The organism is Pseudomonadota bacterium, from assembly GCA_027624955.1.
In the GTDB taxonomy this organism is placed as follows: domain Bacteria; phylum Pseudomonadota; class Alphaproteobacteria; order UBA828; family UBA828; genus PTKB01.
The window spans coordinates 1-17,076 of sequence record JAQBTG010000055.1; the positions used below are offsets into that span (position 1 = coordinate 1).

At 59.9% G+C, this 17,076-nt stretch carries 16 protein-coding genes and 1 pseudogene; 9 read left to right on the forward strand and 8 right to left on the reverse strand.

Annotation, left to right across the window (positions count from 1 at the left end; translation table 11 throughout):
- The 4 genes from O3A94_15950 to O3A94_15965 all read right to left on the reverse strand — a co-directional run.
- Positions 1 to 379, reverse strand: a 379-nt coding sequence (locus O3A94_15950) for an aminotransferase class I/II-fold pyridoxal phosphate-dependent enzyme (protein ID MDA1357747.1), incomplete at its 3' end; no start/stop codon positions are given.
- Positions 376 to 1,002, reverse strand: a complete 627-nt coding sequence (locus tag O3A94_15955) for a winged helix-turn-helix transcriptional regulator (GenBank protein MDA1357748.1) — start codon at positions 1,000 to 1,002, stop codon at positions 376 to 378. The genes O3A94_15950 and O3A94_15955, both read right to left, overlap by 4 nt.
- Positions 1,003 to 1,026: 24 nt before the next feature.
- On the reverse strand, positions 1,027 to 1,551 hold the full coding sequence (locus O3A94_15960) for a DUF5943 domain-containing protein (protein MDA1357749.1): 525 nt from the start codon (positions 1,549 to 1,551) through the stop codon (positions 1,027 to 1,029).
- Positions 1,552 to 1,554: 3 nt separating this feature from the next.
- Positions 1,555 to 2,712 carry a sugar phosphate nucleotidyltransferase gene (locus tag O3A94_15965; protein ID MDA1357750.1) on the reverse strand — a complete coding sequence of 386 codons (1,158 nt, stop codon included), beginning with the start codon at positions 2,710 to 2,712 and terminating at the stop codon, positions 1,555 to 1,557.
- A gap of 140 nt (positions 2,713 to 2,852) precedes the next feature.
- On the opposite strand from O3A94_15965, the gene O3A94_15970 reads away from it, so the two are divergent.
- On the forward strand, positions 2,853 to 3,998 hold the full coding sequence (locus O3A94_15970; protein ID MDA1357751.1) for a hypothetical protein: 1,146 nt from the start codon (positions 2,853 to 2,855) through the stop codon (positions 3,996 to 3,998).
- Positions 3,999 to 4,005: 7 nt separating this feature from the next.
- Here the strand turns inward: O3A94_15970 and O3A94_15975 are convergent, their stop codons facing one another.
- A complete protein-coding gene (locus tag O3A94_15975; GenBank protein MDA1357752.1) occupies positions 4,006 to 4,572 on the reverse strand; it encodes a DUF924 domain-containing protein in 567 nt (188 codons plus the stop codon).
- Positions 4,573 to 4,640: 68 nt separating this feature from the next.
- On the opposite strand from O3A94_15975, the gene O3A94_15980 reads away from it, so the two are divergent.
- Positions 4,641 to 5,675, forward strand: coding sequence for an SDR family NAD(P)-dependent oxidoreductase (locus O3A94_15980; protein MDA1357753.1), 1,035 nt, complete (start codon positions 4,641 to 4,643; stop codon positions 5,673 to 5,675).
- Positions 5,676 to 5,953: 278 nt separating this feature from the next.
- Here the strand turns inward: O3A94_15980 and rfbB are convergent.
- Positions 5,954 to 7,062 (reverse strand): annotated as a pseudogene (gene rfbB / locus O3A94_15985) (dTDP-glucose 4,6-dehydratase).
- A complete protein-coding gene (locus O3A94_15990) occupies positions 7,059 to 7,694 on the reverse strand; it encodes a winged helix-turn-helix transcriptional regulator (GenBank protein MDA1357754.1) in 636 nt (211 codons plus the stop codon). The pseudogene rfbB and the gene O3A94_15990 overlap by 4 nt, the downstream one beginning before the upstream one ends.
- Positions 7,695 to 8,068: 374 nt before the next feature.
- On the opposite strand from O3A94_15990, the gene aepX reads away from it, so the two are divergent.
- Entirely contained in the window at positions 8,069 to 9,739 is a 1,671-nt protein-coding gene (gene aepX, locus O3A94_15995; GenBank protein MDA1357755.1) for a phosphoenolpyruvate mutase, read from the forward strand.
- A 45-nt stretch (positions 9,740 to 9,784) separates the two neighbouring features.
- On the forward strand, positions 9,785 to 10,921 hold the full coding sequence (aepY, locus tag O3A94_16000; protein ID MDA1357756.1) for a phosphonopyruvate decarboxylase: 1,137 nt from the start codon (positions 9,785 to 9,787) through the stop codon (positions 10,919 to 10,921).
- 11 nt (positions 10,922 to 10,932) lie between these two features.
- On the opposite strand, the gene O3A94_16005 is transcribed toward aepY, so the two are convergent.
- Positions 10,933 to 11,430 carry a transcriptional activator RfaH gene (locus O3A94_16005; GenBank protein MDA1357757.1) on the reverse strand — a complete coding sequence of 166 codons (498 nt, stop codon included), beginning with the start codon at positions 11,428 to 11,430 and terminating at the stop codon, positions 10,933 to 10,935.
- Positions 11,431 to 11,563: 133 nt separating this feature from the next.
- Here O3A94_16005 and O3A94_16010 point away from each other — a divergent pair, with 133 nt between their 5' ends.
- From O3A94_16010 to O3A94_16030, 5 genes are read left to right on the forward strand one after another with little or no spacing between them, the layout of a single operon-like run.
- A complete protein-coding gene (locus O3A94_16010; GenBank protein ID MDA1357758.1) occupies positions 11,564 to 12,526 on the forward strand; it encodes a lysylphosphatidylglycerol synthase transmembrane domain-containing protein in 963 nt (320 codons plus the stop codon).
- The gene (locus O3A94_16015; GenBank protein MDA1357759.1) at positions 12,526 to 14,022 is read left to right on the forward strand and encodes a glycosyltransferase; all 1,497 of its coding nucleotides are present in this window, start codon (positions 12,526 to 12,528) and stop codon (positions 14,020 to 14,022) included. Before O3A94_16010 ends, O3A94_16015 begins: the two co-directional genes overlap by 1 nt.
- Positions 14,022 to 14,762: a class I SAM-dependent methyltransferase gene (locus tag O3A94_16020; protein MDA1357760.1), complete on the forward strand. Its 741-nt coding sequence runs from the start codon at positions 14,022 to 14,024 to the stop codon at positions 14,760 to 14,762. Before O3A94_16015 ends, O3A94_16020 begins: the two co-directional genes overlap by 1 nt.
- A 4-nt stretch (positions 14,763 to 14,766) precedes the next feature.
- A complete protein-coding gene (locus O3A94_16025) occupies positions 14,767 to 15,612 on the forward strand; it encodes an FkbM family methyltransferase (GenBank protein MDA1357761.1) in 846 nt (281 codons plus the stop codon).
- A complete protein-coding gene (locus O3A94_16030; GenBank protein MDA1357762.1) occupies positions 15,609 to 17,027 on the forward strand; it encodes a glycosyltransferase family 39 protein in 1,419 nt (472 codons plus the stop codon). Before O3A94_16025 ends, O3A94_16030 begins: the two co-directional genes overlap by 4 nt.
- The last annotated feature ends 49 nt before the right edge of the window (positions 17,028 to 17,076 follow it).

Consider the following 17,076-nt stretch of genomic DNA (forward strand, 5'->3'; position numbering starts at 1 on the left):
GGGCCTCGGGATCCGCGAGCACCCGGGCCACGAGGGTTCGGTCGAGGGTCCAGCTCTCGGCCGTGACGTCGACGAAGTAGGGCTCCGCGCCGGCATGATAGACGGCGTTGGCGCTCGCCCCGAAGGTCCAATCGGGCACGATCACGCGGTCACCGGCACCGATGCCTGCCGCGACGAGCGCGAGATGAAGCGCCGCCGTGCCGTTGACCATGGCCACGCCATGGGCGCGCCCGGTCAGCCGGGCGAGTTGGGCTTCCATCTCGACCACGAAGGGGCCGGCGGACGAGACCCAGTTATCGGCGACGCAGCGTGCCAGATAGGCCGCTTCGTTGCCCCGAAGATCGGGTACCGAGAGCGGAATGCCCGGAACGGCACTCACGAACCCTGCTCCGCTGGAGCGTTCTCGATTTGGCGACGGAGCGAGTGCGGCACCGCAACGCGCGCCGCCGGAACAGTGGCGAGCAGCCGGTCATAGGCCGCCCGCGCGGAATCGTTCTCCGCGAGGATCCAGCAATCCGGATCAACCACGCCGTCAAGTTCGATAACGGGAACGCCCCGCACCGAGGACTGATGGCCGGAGGGGTTCCAGATCCCCACCACCTCGACCGAAGAATTCAGGCTGCACAGCACGGCGATCTCGACGAGTTCGCCCCGGCCGCACAGCCCGGCCGTCTTGACACCCCGCGCTTCAAGCTCGGCGAACAAGCGGTCGTAGCTCTGCCGCCAGCGGCGGAAGGCGGTAAAGGAATCACTGAAAAACTGGGCGGTGAGCCGGCTCTTTTCGGCAAAGCCGTGGGGCGTGAGGTAATACTTGTAGCGCCGCGCCGGGGCCTGCGAAACCTTGATCAATCCCTTGTTGATGCAGCGCTTGATATAGGCGTTGGTCAGGCCGAGCGCGATCCCCAGATCGTTGGCCAGGCGCCGCTGGCTCACGGCGTCCGAGTCGTCGATCCGCTCGAGCAGATCGAGCACGATGCTGTCTTCGCGGGAATCGCGGTTCATCACGGGTTCAGGGCGCCCGACCGGTCACGCCGGGCGGACCGCGAACAGGCAGTGTTCGGCGCCGTCGGCCCGGCACAGAGCCTCGTGCGAGGTCAGCGTGAAGCGGCGGCCCGTCGTCTGGACGACCCATTCGAGCGAACCGGCAAACCAGCCCGCATACATGTAGCAAAGCTTGCGCCCCGCATCGGTACCGCAATGTTCGACAAACACCGAATGGTCGAGACGGACGTCTGCGGCTCCGCTTTCGCCGTCCACGGAAACCACGGTGAATCGGCCCCAGCCCCGCTGGGAAATCCGCCGCATATAGTGATGAAAGACCTCGAGGCCCTCGAGGCCGTGAGTCGCGGCCTCCTTTTCGCACCACACCCAGGCCGATTTATGACCCGCATCGTAGAGCTGGCGGGAATAAACCTCCTCGCCAAGCGCGGCTTCCACCGCGAGATGATTGTTCACGAAAAAATGCCGCGGCATGTAGATCATCGGCAGGCCGTCCGTCGACCAGATGCCGGTCTCGGGATCGACCTCGATGGGGATCTCGGGCTTGACCATGCCTCAGCGGCCCTTTCGCACGGGAACCGGCACAGCGATCGGCGCCTCGTCCCTGGCGCGGGCGTCGTGACCGGCATGGTCCGACTCGGCAGCCTCCAGATCATCCGGCCGGCCCACGTCGATCCAGTATTCGTGAACGGGAAACACGCCAATCCGCAGGCCGGCCCGGTGACCGAGGTCGAGCATGTCGGGCATGTCGATGGCCCGGCCTTGCGGCACCTGGGCGAGAAACGGCGCGCCGAGATAGTACATGCCCGCCGCGACGAACTGGCTCAATGTCGGCTTTTCCCGAATGCCCTGGAATAATCCCTGATCGTCATGACTCACCACACCATAGGGTATGCGCAAGTCATATCGCGAAACGCCGATCGTCGCGTCAAGGTCACGTGTTAGGTGGAACTCCCGTAAGGCTCGATAATCAACACGCGTCACGACGTCACCGTTGACAAGTACAATCTCGTCTCTGATCGAAAGCGGGAGCAGTCCAAGCGCGCCGGCCGTTCCGAGCGGCTCTTTCTCCCGAATAAAATGAATACACGCCCGATTCTGGCGTTGTTCAACAAAATTCTCAATTTTTTCAGCAAGGAAATGCACCGCAATATAGATATTTTTACACCCCGCATCTTCCAGCTGCTCAAGAATACGGTCAAGAATCGGACGCCGGCCGACACGCAGTAGCGGCTTGGGTACGTCTTTTGTTCGGGCGCCAAGGCGCCGGCCGTAGCCTCCCGCCATGACCAGCGCATTGGCAAAAACGTCACTGGGTTTTTCAATTGCAAGTATTTCAAGCAATCGCCCATCATCGTCCAAAATCGGCAAAAACTTTGCTTCTCGCAGTAGAGGTAGGTTGCCCGTGTCATCGCCGGGCCGCCCGGTTCTGGGCGTATGGTACATACATTTACGCGCCGGATCGTTCAGCGTAACACCGCATAAAATTGCACGGCGCACATCACCATCAGTTATTGTACCGAGCAAATTGCGTTCTTCGTCAACAACGAGCTGAAAAAGATGCACTGATGACGCATTAATCCGAGCCAAAACATCGCGAATTGGCAAGTCGGGACCACAGAGAAGAAAGTCGATGTCTTTGATGGGAAACATAAGAGTGATTGGAAAAATTACGCCTAGAGCAGGCACAACAATAATTTTGACCCGTTGCATTCTAGACGTGTCACGCTTGTCAGAAACATAACAATAACGTTGGGCCCAAACTGCACATGGCTCGCAAAATCGCCTTGACGGCATTCGAACGCATATAGTGGATTCGTGTGTACATAACCTACTGGAAAAGTATCGATAACATGATAACGCAAGCACGCCTGCACGCTTTGACGCTTGCCGCCAGACGACGGCTTGCTCGCGCTCTGGGCGTGTACTCGGACCCCTATCCCTCGCCTCCCAGCGATATCAATTTGAGCCCAAGCAGGCAGCACCGGCATGACTATGACTCCGCTCCATTGCTCTTGTCTTGGCGCAACAGCGGCAGCAAAAGCGGAAATGAATGGCAAAATTTGGCGCGCGCCAAATTGGCTGAGTTGAGCGGCTATTCTAGAGCCACACAAGCTCTGGAGGCTCGGTATAAGCAAACAGAACGGATGGAGGCGAGCAATCTCATCCGTAAAAGCTGCTATCTCCGTACTGGCGAAATGCGTGACATTCCTGTCCATCTGATTTTCAACCCGTCCCTAGATGGGCCGTTACCAGTAATGATCTGCTTGCAGGGAACGAATTCCGGAATTCATCTCAGTTGGGGCGGCGTTCGCATGCCGGCAGATCCGGAGCGCATTGCGCGTGGCGCACCTAATGCCTTGCAATCGGCACAACGTGGCTACATGGCTGTGGCCATTGAGCAGGCCTGCTTTGGTGAACGCCGAGAGCGCCATATTGAGAAACCGGCAAACGATCCTTGTATTGATGCGGCCAACCACGCTCTGTTGCTGGGTAGAACGCTTTTGGGTGAACGGGCCAGCGATGTTTCTGCTTTGATCGATTGGCTGGAGGGCGGCGCGCACGAAATGACGCTTGATCTCACCAAATTGCATATTATGGGTAATTCGTCGGGCGGGACGACGGCGCTCTTCAGCATGGCACTCGACGCGCGCATCGCGGCGGGTCTGATTGGTGGATGCGTTGGCTATTTGCGCGAAACAATTGGTTGGCGCGCAGACCCGAGCGGTCAAAACGTTATTCCGGGAATTCTCAATTGGCTTGAAATGGACGATATCGTCGCCCTCCTGGCGCCTCGGCCGGCAGTGCTGTTTGCCGGCAAAGACGACCATATCTGGCCCTATGCCGGGGCAGAGGCGGTGGCTGAATCCGCGCGCGCCGTCTATCGCGCCCTCGGTGCGCACGACAATCTGCAAACCGCTCCAGCCCCGGGCGGGCACAGCTATCACCCGGACGTGGCATGGCCCGCCTTCGAGGCGCTGTTGAAAGACAGTGCGTGAAATCATCTTAGAAAGATGAATCCGCTTCCTGCAGGAATGCGATTTCCTCGGCCGTGCTGGTGCGCCCCAAATCGGAATTGCGATGCGGGAAGCGGCCGAAGCGATCAATTATTTCCTGGTGGCGGAGGGTATATTTGAAGGTGTCGCCATCTTCGAGCGAGCGGAATAGTTCGACCGAGCGCGCTTGATCATCGACATCTTCGCTGTGTTGCAACGGCATATAAAGAAATCGCCGCTCGTCCTCGCTCATGCCTTCGTCAAATCCTCGCACGAGAGCAAGGGTCATTATCCCGCGCGCCTGATCGTCCGCCGCATAGGCGCGCGGATCGTTGCGATAAAGATTACGCGAGAATTGATCGAGCAGAATGATTTCGCCAAGGCAGCCCTCGGGCATTCCCCGCCAATGCGCGAGCTCGTCGGCCACTGCCCTTTTGTGCAGCTCCAAAAATTTCACGCGAATTTCCGCATCCAAGGCATCATCCTGGCTGAACCACTGCTCGGGGCCCGTCTGCACAAGCCAAAATTCAAGAACCTGCCGCAACGCGGCATCTTCGATTTGTGGGAGATCGTTCATAATCGCACCTCGGCGTCCGGGCAGCGCCGCTTCATTCCTCTGGTGGACGGATCGGAAGCGGGTGTGATATGAGCGCGGCCATGGCCGAGTTCGAAAACAAGTTCAGCGGCAAGCGCGTATTCGTCACAGGCGCCGACGGATTCATCGGCTCGCATTTGGCCGAGGCGTTGGTGCGGGGCGGTGCCAAGGTGACGGCGCTGGCGCTCTATAATTCTTTCGGCAGCTATGGCTGGCTCGACGAGATCGCCGACGAAACGCGGGCAGAGATGCACATCGAGCTTGGCGACGTGCGTGACGGCGTGCAGATGCGCACCCTCGCTGAAGGCAGCGAGATCGTCTTTCACCTCGCCGCCCTGATCGGCATTCCCTATTCCTATGTGGCCGCGCAATCCTGCGTCGATGTCAATATCCACGGCACGCTCAATCTGCTGGAATCGGCCCGCGCCGGGACGGTGGGGCGCTTCGTCCACACCTCGACCAGCGAGGTCTATGGTTCCGCCCTCACCAAGCCGATCGGTGAAGACCACGCGCTGCATGGCCAATCGCCCTACGCCGCGAGCAAAATCGGCGCCGACCAAATGGTCGAGGCGTTTGCCCGGTCGCACGACACGCCCGCCGTCACGCTCAGGCCGTTCAACACATTCGGGCCGCGCCAGAGCGAGCGCGCCGTGATCCCGACCGCGATCCGCCAAATGCTCGATCCGGCCTGCGCTGAAATCCGCCTGGGCGATCTCAGCACGACGCGGGACTTCACCTTCGTCGGCGACACCGTGCGGGCTTTCCTCGCCCTTGGCGCGGCGGCGGATGCCGAATTCGGCACGGTCTACAACGCCGGAACCGGTGTCGAAACCGGGATCGGCGATGTGGTGGCGCAGCTCAACGACATGACCGGCACCAACAAACCGGTGGTCAGCGACAGTGCGCGTCTTCGCCCCGAGCAGTCGGAGGTGCGCGCCCTGGTCGCCGATGCGGCGCGTCTGACGGCGCTCTCGGGCTGGCGCCCAGCGACCGCGCTCAGCGATGGCCTCGGCCTGTGCGTCGATTGGTGGCGCGAGCGAATCGCCGGCGGCCGCCAGCGCCGGGACAGCGGTTACGCGCGCTAACCTAATTATTGGTGCGGCGTCGCATGGCGATGCTTGTATGTCCTCACAGAGATAAGCGCCCGCGCCATCGCTCAAGGAGTACAGACTGCGGCTATATTCACTGCGCGCCGAGAGCGCAGCATTACACAGCTTGTCACCCATCCGGCCATCAAAATAATAAAGCCCCATCACCTCGTCGGAAGAGCCCGGCAACAGCTGCTTGCTGGCACTCCGCGTGGTCGGCGCGAGGCGGGTGTGGCGACCGCCGGCCAACATGATGCCCTCTTGAATCATCTGAATCATCCGCGCTCGACGACTTTCGTCCGTTCCATCAGGCCGAGGCGCTCACCGCGATAGCTGTCGTCGCGCACGCGCCTGCACCAGCCTTCGTTGTCGAGATACCAGCGCAGGTTTTTTCCAGGCCGCTTTCGAAACTCTCCGCGGGGCGCCAGTCCAGCTCAGCGGCGATACTGTCGATCTCGATGGCGTAGCGCCTGTCATGGCCGGGCCGATCTTCGACGGAGGCGATGAGATCGCGGTAGGAAGCCGTGCCATGGGCCGGCACAAAGCGATCGAGGAGATCGCACACCGCCTCGACGACAGCAATATTGGTGCGCTCGGCGCCGCCACCGATGCGGTAAACACTTCCCGGCGTGCCAGCGCTCAAAACCAGGCGAAGCGCACGCGCGTGATTTTCGACATAGAGCCAATCACGCACTTGCCGGCCGTCGCCATAAATGGCTAAAGGCTTGCCTTCAAGGGCGTTCAGAATACATAGCGGAATCAGCTTCTCGGGTAACTGGCAGGGCCCGTAATTGTTGCTGCAAGTGGCGGTCAGCACGGGCAGGTCAAACGTGCGCTGCCAGGCCCGCGCCAGATGATCCGCCGCCGCCTTGCTGGCGGCATAGGGTGAGTTGGGGCGATAGGGTTGATCGGCGCTAAAGGGCGGCGCATCTGGCGTGAGCGCGCCGTAAACTTCGTCGGTCGAAATCTGGAGAAAGCGGAAACCACCATCGCCAAGCGCGCGGTCGGCATCGGCCACGTGGCGCGCGCAATAATTACGCGCCGCCTCAAGAAGTGTATAGGTGCCGATGATATTTGTTTCGATAAACGGCGCCGGACCATCGATCGAGCGGTCAACATGGGATTCCGCCGCGAGATGGACAATTGCGCCGGGCCGATAGGTCTCGAACAGACGCGCCATCGCCGCGGCGTCGCACACATCGGCCTGTTCGAAGCGGTAGTTGGCGGCGGCGGCATCGCCGAGCGATTCGAGATTGCCGGCATAGGTTAACTTGTCGATGTTGACCACCAGATGTTCTGTCTCACGCACCAATTGGCGCAGCACGGCCGAGCCAATAAAACCAGCGCCGCCGGTGACGAGAACGGTGGATTGCCGGGCGCTCACTCGACTGTCTCCGGCGAGGACGCCGCAGACGCACGCTCCACGCTGAGCATCTTCGGCACCAGCAGGCGGTTCGGCGGCAGGCTTTCGAGAAGCGAGTCATACGCCATCTGCTGCCCGTTAAGGGCGGTGAGAATGACGGCGTCGGGACGATCGAGCGCGCCGAGCGAGGCGACTAGGGGCAATCCCAAACAGTTGCCGGCTGGTTGGCCGCGGGCGATCACGCCCAGTAAGACGACATCATGTTCGCGCGCCGTAAGAATGGCGATCTCGGCCAACTCACCCGTGCCCGCCAGCGCCAAATGGCGCCAGCCCGCCGCCGTGCATTGCTCGTATATGTCGCCATACTGCACGCGAGCGCGGCGAAAAAAGGTCAGCGAACTAGAAAGAAACTCGGCGGTCAGTCGGGTTTTTTCGGTAAATCCCTGAGGCGTTAGGTAATAGGCGTAGCGATTCGGCGGAATCTCGCTGATCTTGATCAGACCCTTGCGCACGCAGCGCTTTACATAGCTGTTGGTCATGCCAAGCGCGATGCCCAGTTCCTTGGCCAAAGTGCGCTGATTTACATGTTCCGATTCGCCAACGCGGACCAGAATGTCGCGGACAATGGCGTCCTCGCGCGCCTTGCGGCTCATGCGAAGGACCCACCCGACAATGCGTGCAGCGCCCCGGGGCGACTCTGCTGATTGATGATTAACATATTGATATAATGTAGAATTTCTAGACGCTACCGCCATTCCGGGTGCAACGCTGCGACCCGGTTGGCTGTGCTTCGAGACTCCATAAACCGTGTGCCAAACAGCACCGCCGGAATCTTTATGTCCGTCATGTTCAAAGTGTGAACAAGTAGGATTGGCCTATCGTTCACGAATTGAACGCCGAATCAAGAAGTTTGTTCATTCTTTGAACGCCAGACCCAAATAAACGCCTGAGAAAACCTCGAGCTTTTTCTCACCGGATTCGGCATGTTACGTTTCGCAAGCGGGCCGAAACGGAGTAAAGACAGGTCATGGCGACAAAATTGGACGGCGCAGCGGGTAACGAAGCGCCGCGCTCCAAGGCACAAATGCTCAAGCATGCGCTCCAAAGGGCTGATTTGGCCTTCGTCATGGAGGCGCATAACGGCCTTTCGGCGAAAGTGGTCGAGGAGGCGGGATTTGAGGGCATATGGGCCTCCGGGCTCGCCATGTCGGCAGCCCTCGGCGTCCGCGACAATAACGAAGCTTCCTGGACCCAGGTGCTCGAACAGCTCGAATTCATGGCTGACGCGACGCAGATTCCGATTTTGGTCGATGGCGATACCGGCCACGGCAATTTCAACAATGTGCGCCGATTGGTGAAGAAGTTGTGCCAGCGCGGCATCGCCGGCGTGTGCATCGAGGACAAGCTCTTTCCCAAGACCAACTCGTTTATTGGCGAGGGCCAACCGCTCGCTGACATCGACGAATTTGCGGGCCGCATCAAAGCCGGAAAGGACAGCCAGGACGACGCTGATTTTCAGCTGATCGCGCGCGTCGAGGCGCTGATTTCAGGTTGGGGGATGGAGGAAGCGCTACGTCGCGCCGAGGCCTATCGTGCTGCTGGCGCCGACGGCATCTTGATTCATTCAAAAAAGGCCGACGCTGAGGAGATTCTTACGTTTAGCCGCGAATGGGCCGGGCGGGCACCATTGGTGATCGTCCCGACAATGTATTACACCACGCCGACCGACGCGTTCCGCGATGCCGCCGTCTCGCTGGTGATCTGGGCCAATCACAATTTGCGCGCAGCGTTGAGCGCCATGCGCGACACCAGCCGACGCATCATGGAAGAGCAGTCCCTGACGTCGGTGGAAGGAAAGGTCGCCAGCGTCAAAGAAATATTCCAGATCGTCGGGCAGAATGAATTGGCAGCTGCCGAGGCACGCTATCTCAAGCCTAAGGGCGGCGACTTTAAGGGCATCATACTCGCCGCGTCGCGTGGCACGGCGCTCGGGCCGCTCACCGAACGGATGCCTAAATGCATGCTCGACATACGCGGCCAACCGCTTCTCAAACGCCTGGTGACCACTCTCACCGCAGGCGGGTTGCGCGACATCAGCGTGGTGCGGGGCTACCGCAAGGAGATGATCGACCTGGCCAATATACGCGTCATCGACAATGACGCATTCGCCACAAACGGCGAGGCCGCCTCACTGGAATGCGCTGCAGATCAGCTGGACGGCGCCTGCGTTCTCTCGTACGGCGATATTCTGTTCCGGCCATATATTTTGGAGAATTTGCTCGCCTCGTCGGGCGATATCACCGCCGTGATCGACGCCCGTTGGCGCGGCGCCGGACACCGGGCAGCGGAGCGCAACGTCGATCTCGCAGTGTGCAGCCGCCCGTTTACCGGTGACTATCTCGACGAAGAGCCGGTATGGCTGGAGGCGGTCCGTTCGGCCGGTGAAAAAAGCGCGGAGAACGGCGAGCCGGCAGGCGAATTTATCGGCCTGATAAAATTAAGCGCCGCGGGCGCTCTGACAGCGCGCGAAGAGCTCGCGACCATGAAGCGCGAAGAGGTGCTCGACGACGCCGACCTGCCGACACTGCTCAACCGCCTGATCGCGCGCGGCGTACGCATCGAAACGCTCTATGTGACGGGACATTGGCTGGATGTTGACGATGCCTTCGATCTGGCGAAAGCGCGCAATCTGGTATGACCCGGCGGTGATGCACTTATTTCTACAGCGCGGCGCGGACGGCAGATGATCTCCGCGGCGGCATTTCTCGAGCCGGCGCGGGCGCTGGGATATGATTTCTACACCGGTGTCCCCTGCTCCTTTCTCACGCCCCTGATCAACCGCGTAATTTCCGACCCAGCGCTTCGCTATGTCGGCGCGACAAGCGAGGGCGAAGCGGTGGCGATCGCCGCCGGCGGCTGGCTGGCCGGGCGCAAGACTGTTGTGATGTGTCAGAATTCTGGACTCGGCAATACAGTTAACCCGCTGACTTCCTTGAATTGGCCGTTCCGTATCCCGACCTTGCTGATCGTTACCTGGCGGGGGCAGCCGGGACTGAAAGACGAACCACAGCATGAATTGATGGGCCAGGTAACGGCCCAGTTGCTCGATGTGATGCGAGTGCCGCACGCGCCGTTTCCAAAAGAAGAAGCCGGCGTGGCCGAAGCCCTGGCGCGGGCGGAGCACAGCATGGCCGAAACCGGGCTTCCTTTCGCCCTGATTATGGAGAAAGGCGCAGTCGCCGATGAGGCGCTCAACCAGCCCGCGCCGCCGCCGCCGCCGGGCGGAAATTTGATCGACCGCTCAAGCGGCGGAGAACGCCCAGCCCGCGCACAAGCGCTACAACGATTGTTGGCCGAAGCGCCGGACGACGCCGCCATTATCGCCACCACCGGAAAAACCGGGCGCGAATTATTCACCCTGGCGGACCGTCACCAACAGCTCTATCAAGTCGGCTCCATGGGCTGCGCTGGGGCCATGGGATTGGGCGTTGCGCTCAACGTGAAGCGGCCGGTTATTGTCATCGACGGCGATGGCGCGGCACTCATGAAATTGGGTGCGCTGGCCACCATCGGCGCGTACGGGCCCGATAATCTGCTGCATCTGATCCTCGATAACGGCGTGCATGATTCGACTGGCGGCCAGGCCACCGTGTCGCCCGGCGTCTCCTTTGCCGGCGCCGCGCAAGCCTGCGGCTATCGGACGAGTTATCTGTGCGATTCGCTTGTTGGGCTCGCCGCTGCGTTGAACGACGGATTGGCGGGCCCGAAGCCCTGCCTTATTCATCTGCGCACGGCGCCAGGTTCGCTCAGCCCGTTGGGCCGGCCGACGGTAGCACCGTCCGAAGTGGCGCGGAGGTTTCGCGACTTCCTCGCTGCGTAATCTCTGAGGGTTCAGACCGGCTCGACATCGTCGCCGGCGACCGAAACCCGCACCTCGCGCCCCATGAGTTTCAACAGGATCAGGACGCGCTCCGAATCAAGCTCGGCCTGAAAGACACCTTCTAGATCGGCCATCGGCCCGCCCTGGACACGCACCTGATCACCAGGTTTGAGAGCATTTCGCGCGATCTCGAAGACACCTTCCGGATCGGCTCGTGATCTTAGTGCGGCAATAACATCATCACCGATAGCGAGCGGGCCGTCGCCGTCGGCAACAATGGTGTGCACGCCAAAGGTCGATAGAATGGGCCGCCAGGGTTGGCTCGAAAGGTCAAGCCGGACGAACAGATAACGTGGGAATAGGGGGCGCAGTACGGTCTCCACTCGGCGCGCATGGCGCCGGGTCTTGTGGTACATCGGCAACCAGACTTCATAGTCTTGGCGCTGCAAATTGACCTCGGCCCGCTGCTCCGAGTTGACCCGGCAATGGACCACGTACCATTGTCTCATTTGTTTTCCAAACCGGTTTCCATTTCCAACTCGTCCTTGTCCGAGTAGACTTCGCGCGGCGCGCAAGCAAGTAATATTCATGTCCTCGGCAGAAAAATCGGCAAGCTCCAAATATCCCATGAGGCGACTCTTCTTGATCGCGGCGAAACTCGCCGTGACAGGTGTTTTGGTCTGGTACTTGTTGGGCGAGGTCGATTTAGAGAAAAGCGGCCAGCATCTGGCTGGCTTCGACGTCGGATGGGGCGTTCTTGCGCTTCTGGTAGTGGCGCTCTTGTTTCTGGTCGCCGCGCTGCGATGGCATATCTACGCCCGAGCGCTAAACATCTCCTTGAGTATTGGTGTGGCCTTTCGCCTCTATCTCATCGGCCAGTTCTTTGGCCAAATTCTTCCCGCCGGGGTGGGAGGCGATGCGGTGCGTGTTTGGCTGCTGACGCGCCGTGGCGTCACTGTCGGGCCGGCGGTATCGAGTATTTTACTGGAACGTTTGACAGGCCTGCTGGGCATTCTGATTCTGATCGCAGTGTTGTTGCCGCTGACCTTTACCTATGTCGACGAATCCTGGGAGCGATTGGCCATCGTCTTGTTGCTCGCCATCGCCGCCGCTGGGATATTCGTCATCGTCGGGCTTTCCTTCATTCCCCATTTGATCACGCGATGGCGCCGGGTGGCTGTGATTTCCAAACTGGCCGACGTGGCGAGCGAAGCGCGCCGCGTCGGCTTGATGCCGAAGCCGGCGCTCAGTGTTTTGGCCTTGTCCCTGTTCATGCATCTTCTAGCGGTTCTGGTGGTGTATGTTTTGGCCCAGGGACTGGACATGGAAATTACGCCGCTTGCCTGCCTGGCCCTGGTGCCCGTCGTTCTGCTGCTCTCCACCATGCCTATCTCCGTGGCCGGTTGGGGCGTTCGCGAAAACGCGATGGTTGCGGCGCTAGCTTTCACCGGCGCAGAATCAAGCGAATCGCTGGCGCTCTCCATCCTATTCGGTTTAGCGCTTTTGGCGCTGAGCCTGGTGGGCGCGGTCATATGGCTGGTTCATGGGCGCGCCGATTCGCGCCAGCAGATCAGCGATAAAAAAGGCACCGAGGCCGCCCTCTAATGAACCCTGAACCCGAACCTCTTAGCCTGGTCACCGAACCATCCGACACGAGCGGGTCTGCACCCAGAGCGAAACGCGTTCGCGAACATTATGACCGCGTCGCGCCCAGCCGTGACAAATGGATCTCCCGAAACGCCTATTTCCACAATGAGGACAGCCGCTTCGCACGCTTTCTCGTGCCGGAGGGTCTCAAGGTATTGGATTTGGGTTGCGGCACCGGACACCTGCTGGAAAATCTTAAACCATCCGTAGGCGTCGGCATTGATATTAGCCCTGGGATGATCGATGTGGCGCGACGCAACTTTCCGGCGGACCAACATCCAAATCTCAGCTTCGAGGTCGGCGATATCGAGAATCCCGACACGCTTGCCGCCCTGGACGGTCCGTTCGACGTCATTATTCTCTCTGACACGGTCGGTTTGTTGGAGGATGTCGAAGCCACATTGGCCAAGCTGCATGACTTGTCGTCAAACGGAACGCGGATCATTGTTGCTTATTACTCGTGGCTATGGACGCCGGTTATTGCGCTGGCCGAACTGTTCGGCGCCAAGATGCGGCAAATTCCGCTCAACCGTTTGGGGCCGGAGGATGTGTCGGCGCTGTTGGAATTGGCAGATTTCGACGTCATCAAATGGGATTGGCGACAACTGTTGCCAAGACGCCTGTTCGGCCTTGGGCCGCTCGTCAATCGTTCGCTGGCGACCTTGCCAATTATCCGGCGGTTCGCCGTTCGCCACTATGTTGTGGCGCGCTCGCGCCGCCACGCCGGGCTCGACAATCCATCTACGACCATCGTCATTCCCTGTCGCAACGAGCGCGACAATATAGCGCCCGCTGTCAATCGGCTGCCAAAATTTTGCGACGATATGGAAATCCTCTTCGTCGAGGGCCACAGCAAAGACGGCACGCGAGAAGAAATTGAGCGCGTCATCGCATACCACCCTGAGCGCGACATCAAACTGCTTGTGCAGGACGGCGAAGGCAAGGGCAACGCCGTGCATATGGCCTTTGAAGCCGCGCGCGGTGAAATTCTCATGATACTCGACGCGGATTTGACTGTACCGCCCGAGGCGCTACCTAAATTTTACAACGCCCTGGTTAGCGGCAAGGGAGAATTCATTAACGGAACGCGGTTGGTCTATCCGATGGAGAAGCGCGCGATGCGCCCGCTAAATCTGATCGCTAACTTTTTCTTCTCCAAGATCTTTTCCTGGCTTCTCAACCAGCGCTTCACCGATACGCTGTGCGGCACCAAGGTCTTGACCAAAGCGCATTATCTCGACATTGCGAAGAACCGCGCCTATTTCGGAGACTTCGACCCGTTTGGCGATTTCGACCTCATCTTCGGCGCGTCTAAGCTGAACCTGAAAGTGATCGAAATTCCCATCCGCTACGCCGAAAGAACCTATGGCAGCACGCAAATATCGCGCTTCCGTCATGGGGTTTTGTTGTTGCGCATGGTGATATTCGCCTTTCGCAAGCTCAAGGCTTTCTAGTGGCCGACGCCGCGCCGGCGGCGGCGCAGTTAGATTCTTATCGCGGAACATGGCGAAATAAGGCGGGGTTGCGCGCTGTCTATGGCGATTATTACCGGCGCATGGTCAAACAGTTGAATCCCGGGCCAACGCTGGAACTGGGCGCCGGGAGCGGGCAGTTGCGTGAACATATTCCCGATGCCGTGCTGACCGATATTCAGACGGCGCCCTGGCTCGACGCCGCCGCCGACGCTCAGGCCCTGCCCTTCAGAACCGGTTGCTTCGAGAATATTGTGATGCTGGACGTTCTTCATCATATCGAGAATCCGCCGCAATTCTTTGCCGAAGCAGCACGCGTGCTCAAGCCGGGTGGGCGCATCGTCATGTTAGAGCCCGCCATTACGCCGCTAAGCGGATTATTTTACCGTTACCTACACCCCGAGCCGGTCGATATGAGACAGGATCCGTTTGCCAGCCCCGCAGCAAACCCGGAACGCAGTCCCTATGACGCCAATCAAGCGATCCCGACACTCCTTTTTCGCCGACACCTGGCGAGATTCGAACATCACTTTCCCGATTTCCAGCTACGCAGGGTGCGCTATTTAAGCCTGTTCGCCTATCCCCTATCCGGTGGATACCGCCGATGGAGCCTGGTGCCCGCCGTTCTCGTCCGCCCCCTGCTCACTGTCGAAGACTGCCTGCTCGCGTTGTTGGGTCCGGCAATGGCATTCCGCCTTTTTGTCTTACTGGAACGGCGCTAAAAATATGCTTTCGACCAAACAGAAAATTCGACTAGCCCGCACCGCCGCGCGCTTGGTCAGCGGCGTGCGGCGCGGCTTGGGAGCGGGAGAAGTTGCCGAGGTCCGCCGCGACGGCCTTAATTGGCGGCTCGATCTTGGCGAGGGCATCGATTTCGCGATTTATCTCCTTGGTAGATTCGAGCGCGGCACGCAGCAGCAATATGGGGATCTCCTGAAGCCCGGTGACGTTGCACTCGATATTGGCGCCAATATAGGCGCCCACACCCTGCCCATCGCACGCCTGGTCGGCACTAGGGGGTGTGTGCATGCCTTCGAGCCGACGGCATTCGCGTTTACCAAGCTGCAAGCCAACATCGCGCGCAACGCCGACCTCGCGCAACGCATCAAGGCACAGCAAATCCTGTTGAGCGACGGAGGCGCGGATTCGCCGCCGGCTGCCGTGGCGGCAAGCTGGCCGCTTGGCGTCCGTCCGGGCGGACATCCGGTGCATGGCGGCCATGACATGACGACCGCCGGTGCCGCGGCGGAAACTCTCGATACCTATGTTGCGCGCGAGGGGATCGAACGCATCGATTTCATCAAACTCGATGTCGATGGAAATGAATGTCAGGTCCTGCGTGGCGGGCAGGATACGCTGCGGCGCTTCCACCCGCCTATCATCCTGGAATTGGCCCCTTATGTTTTCTCCGGCGGCGAAAACAGTTTCGAAACCTTCACCGACCTGCTGCGGGGCGCCGGCTACAGATTGATGCGCTCCCCCAACGGTGCAGAACTTCCACAAGATGCGGCGGCGCTAGCCCGCTCCATTGCAGACGGCGCGAGCATCAACGCCTGGGCAATGCGGGCATGACGCCGGCGCGCGCGCTCTGGCTCGTTTTCGCTGTCGCGCTGGTGGTCCGCCTTGCCTACACGCTTGGGCTTTATCTCGGCATGGGCGGCGAGGCGCTCCTCGCCGAAGATTCCGTACTTTATTTGGGACTCGGCAGGGACTTCGTTGCCGAAGGGGATTTTGTTCGATCCTACGACAATGGCAGGGGCTTCGAACCCGAAACAGAACGCATGCCGCTTTATGTCATTTGGCTAGCTCTGCACCAATGGGTAAGCGGCATTTCGGCGCCGCTTTTTCCCGCTCTAACTCAAGGCGCGCTGGACGCCCTCGCCTGTATCTTCATCGCGCGAACAGCAATGCTCCTCAATCCTCGCTTGCTGTTGCCGGCCGGCTTGATTGCCGCGTGCAATCCCACACAATTCATCGTCAGTGCGATGATTCTTACCGATTCACTGTTTTTCTTTTTTGTGTGCCTCATGCTCTATGCCGCCGTGCGATGGCTGCGCGAGCCAGCTTGGCGGTGGGCGCTGCTGCTGGGCCTGGCGGTGGGTCTCGGCGTTTCCACCCGCGTCATGTTGCTGCCGGCGGTGGTGGCCCTGGCTATTCTGCTGCCGCTTGCGGCTGCTTGGCTCGGCCGCTTGCGCATCTCAGGTATCGTTCATGTGCTGGCCTTCGTGGCCATTTGCGCGGCGCTCCAGGCGCCTATTCTCGCGCGCAACCTCAGCCGTTACGACACTGCGCAATTGACCAGCCAAGGTGGAGCGTTTTCCCTACTATGGGTGGCGCCGTTGGTATTGGAGGCGGTGGACGGCACGCCGCACGCGGAGGGCGCGCGGCGTATGCAACGGCGTTACGAAACGGAAATCTCGGAAATTGGAGGCGTGGAGTCCGAGAATCCGTTCACGCGCTCAGCCCAGATGACCGCCACAGCGCGTCGAGCGATCTCCGAGTTGGGTGTGATCGCCACTGTCAAGGCTTGGCTGATCGGCGGCGCGATAAATCTGTTTTCGCCAGCGGCGATCCTCTCGCCACCGGTGAGCAACCTGCCACGCACCGGATTTTACGACATGCCGGGCAACAGCAAATTGGATAAACTGTCAGCATTCATGTTTTACAATGACAACCCGGCTTATGCCTGGGTTTTGATCGTTTCGTTTATTGCCTTGTTGGCAGTACGGGCCGGACAATTGATGGGATTGGGTTTTGGCCTGTTTCAGAACAAGCCTGACCAAACAGCTGTGGAACGCCGCGAAGTGCACATCGTTCTTATTCTGCTACTGCTGTGGACTCTTTATATATTGATCATCAACGGCCCGATCGCGTCGCCTAAATATCGTCTACCGATTGAGCCGTTCGGCGCGATATGCGGCGCTTACGCCCTTATTGCGGCAAGCGATTGGGTCCGGCGTCGCGCGGCGTGGCGGCAAGCACGATAGCGCTCAAGACCAGAAATACACCCTGCCACCAAGCGGCCCATATCGAGAA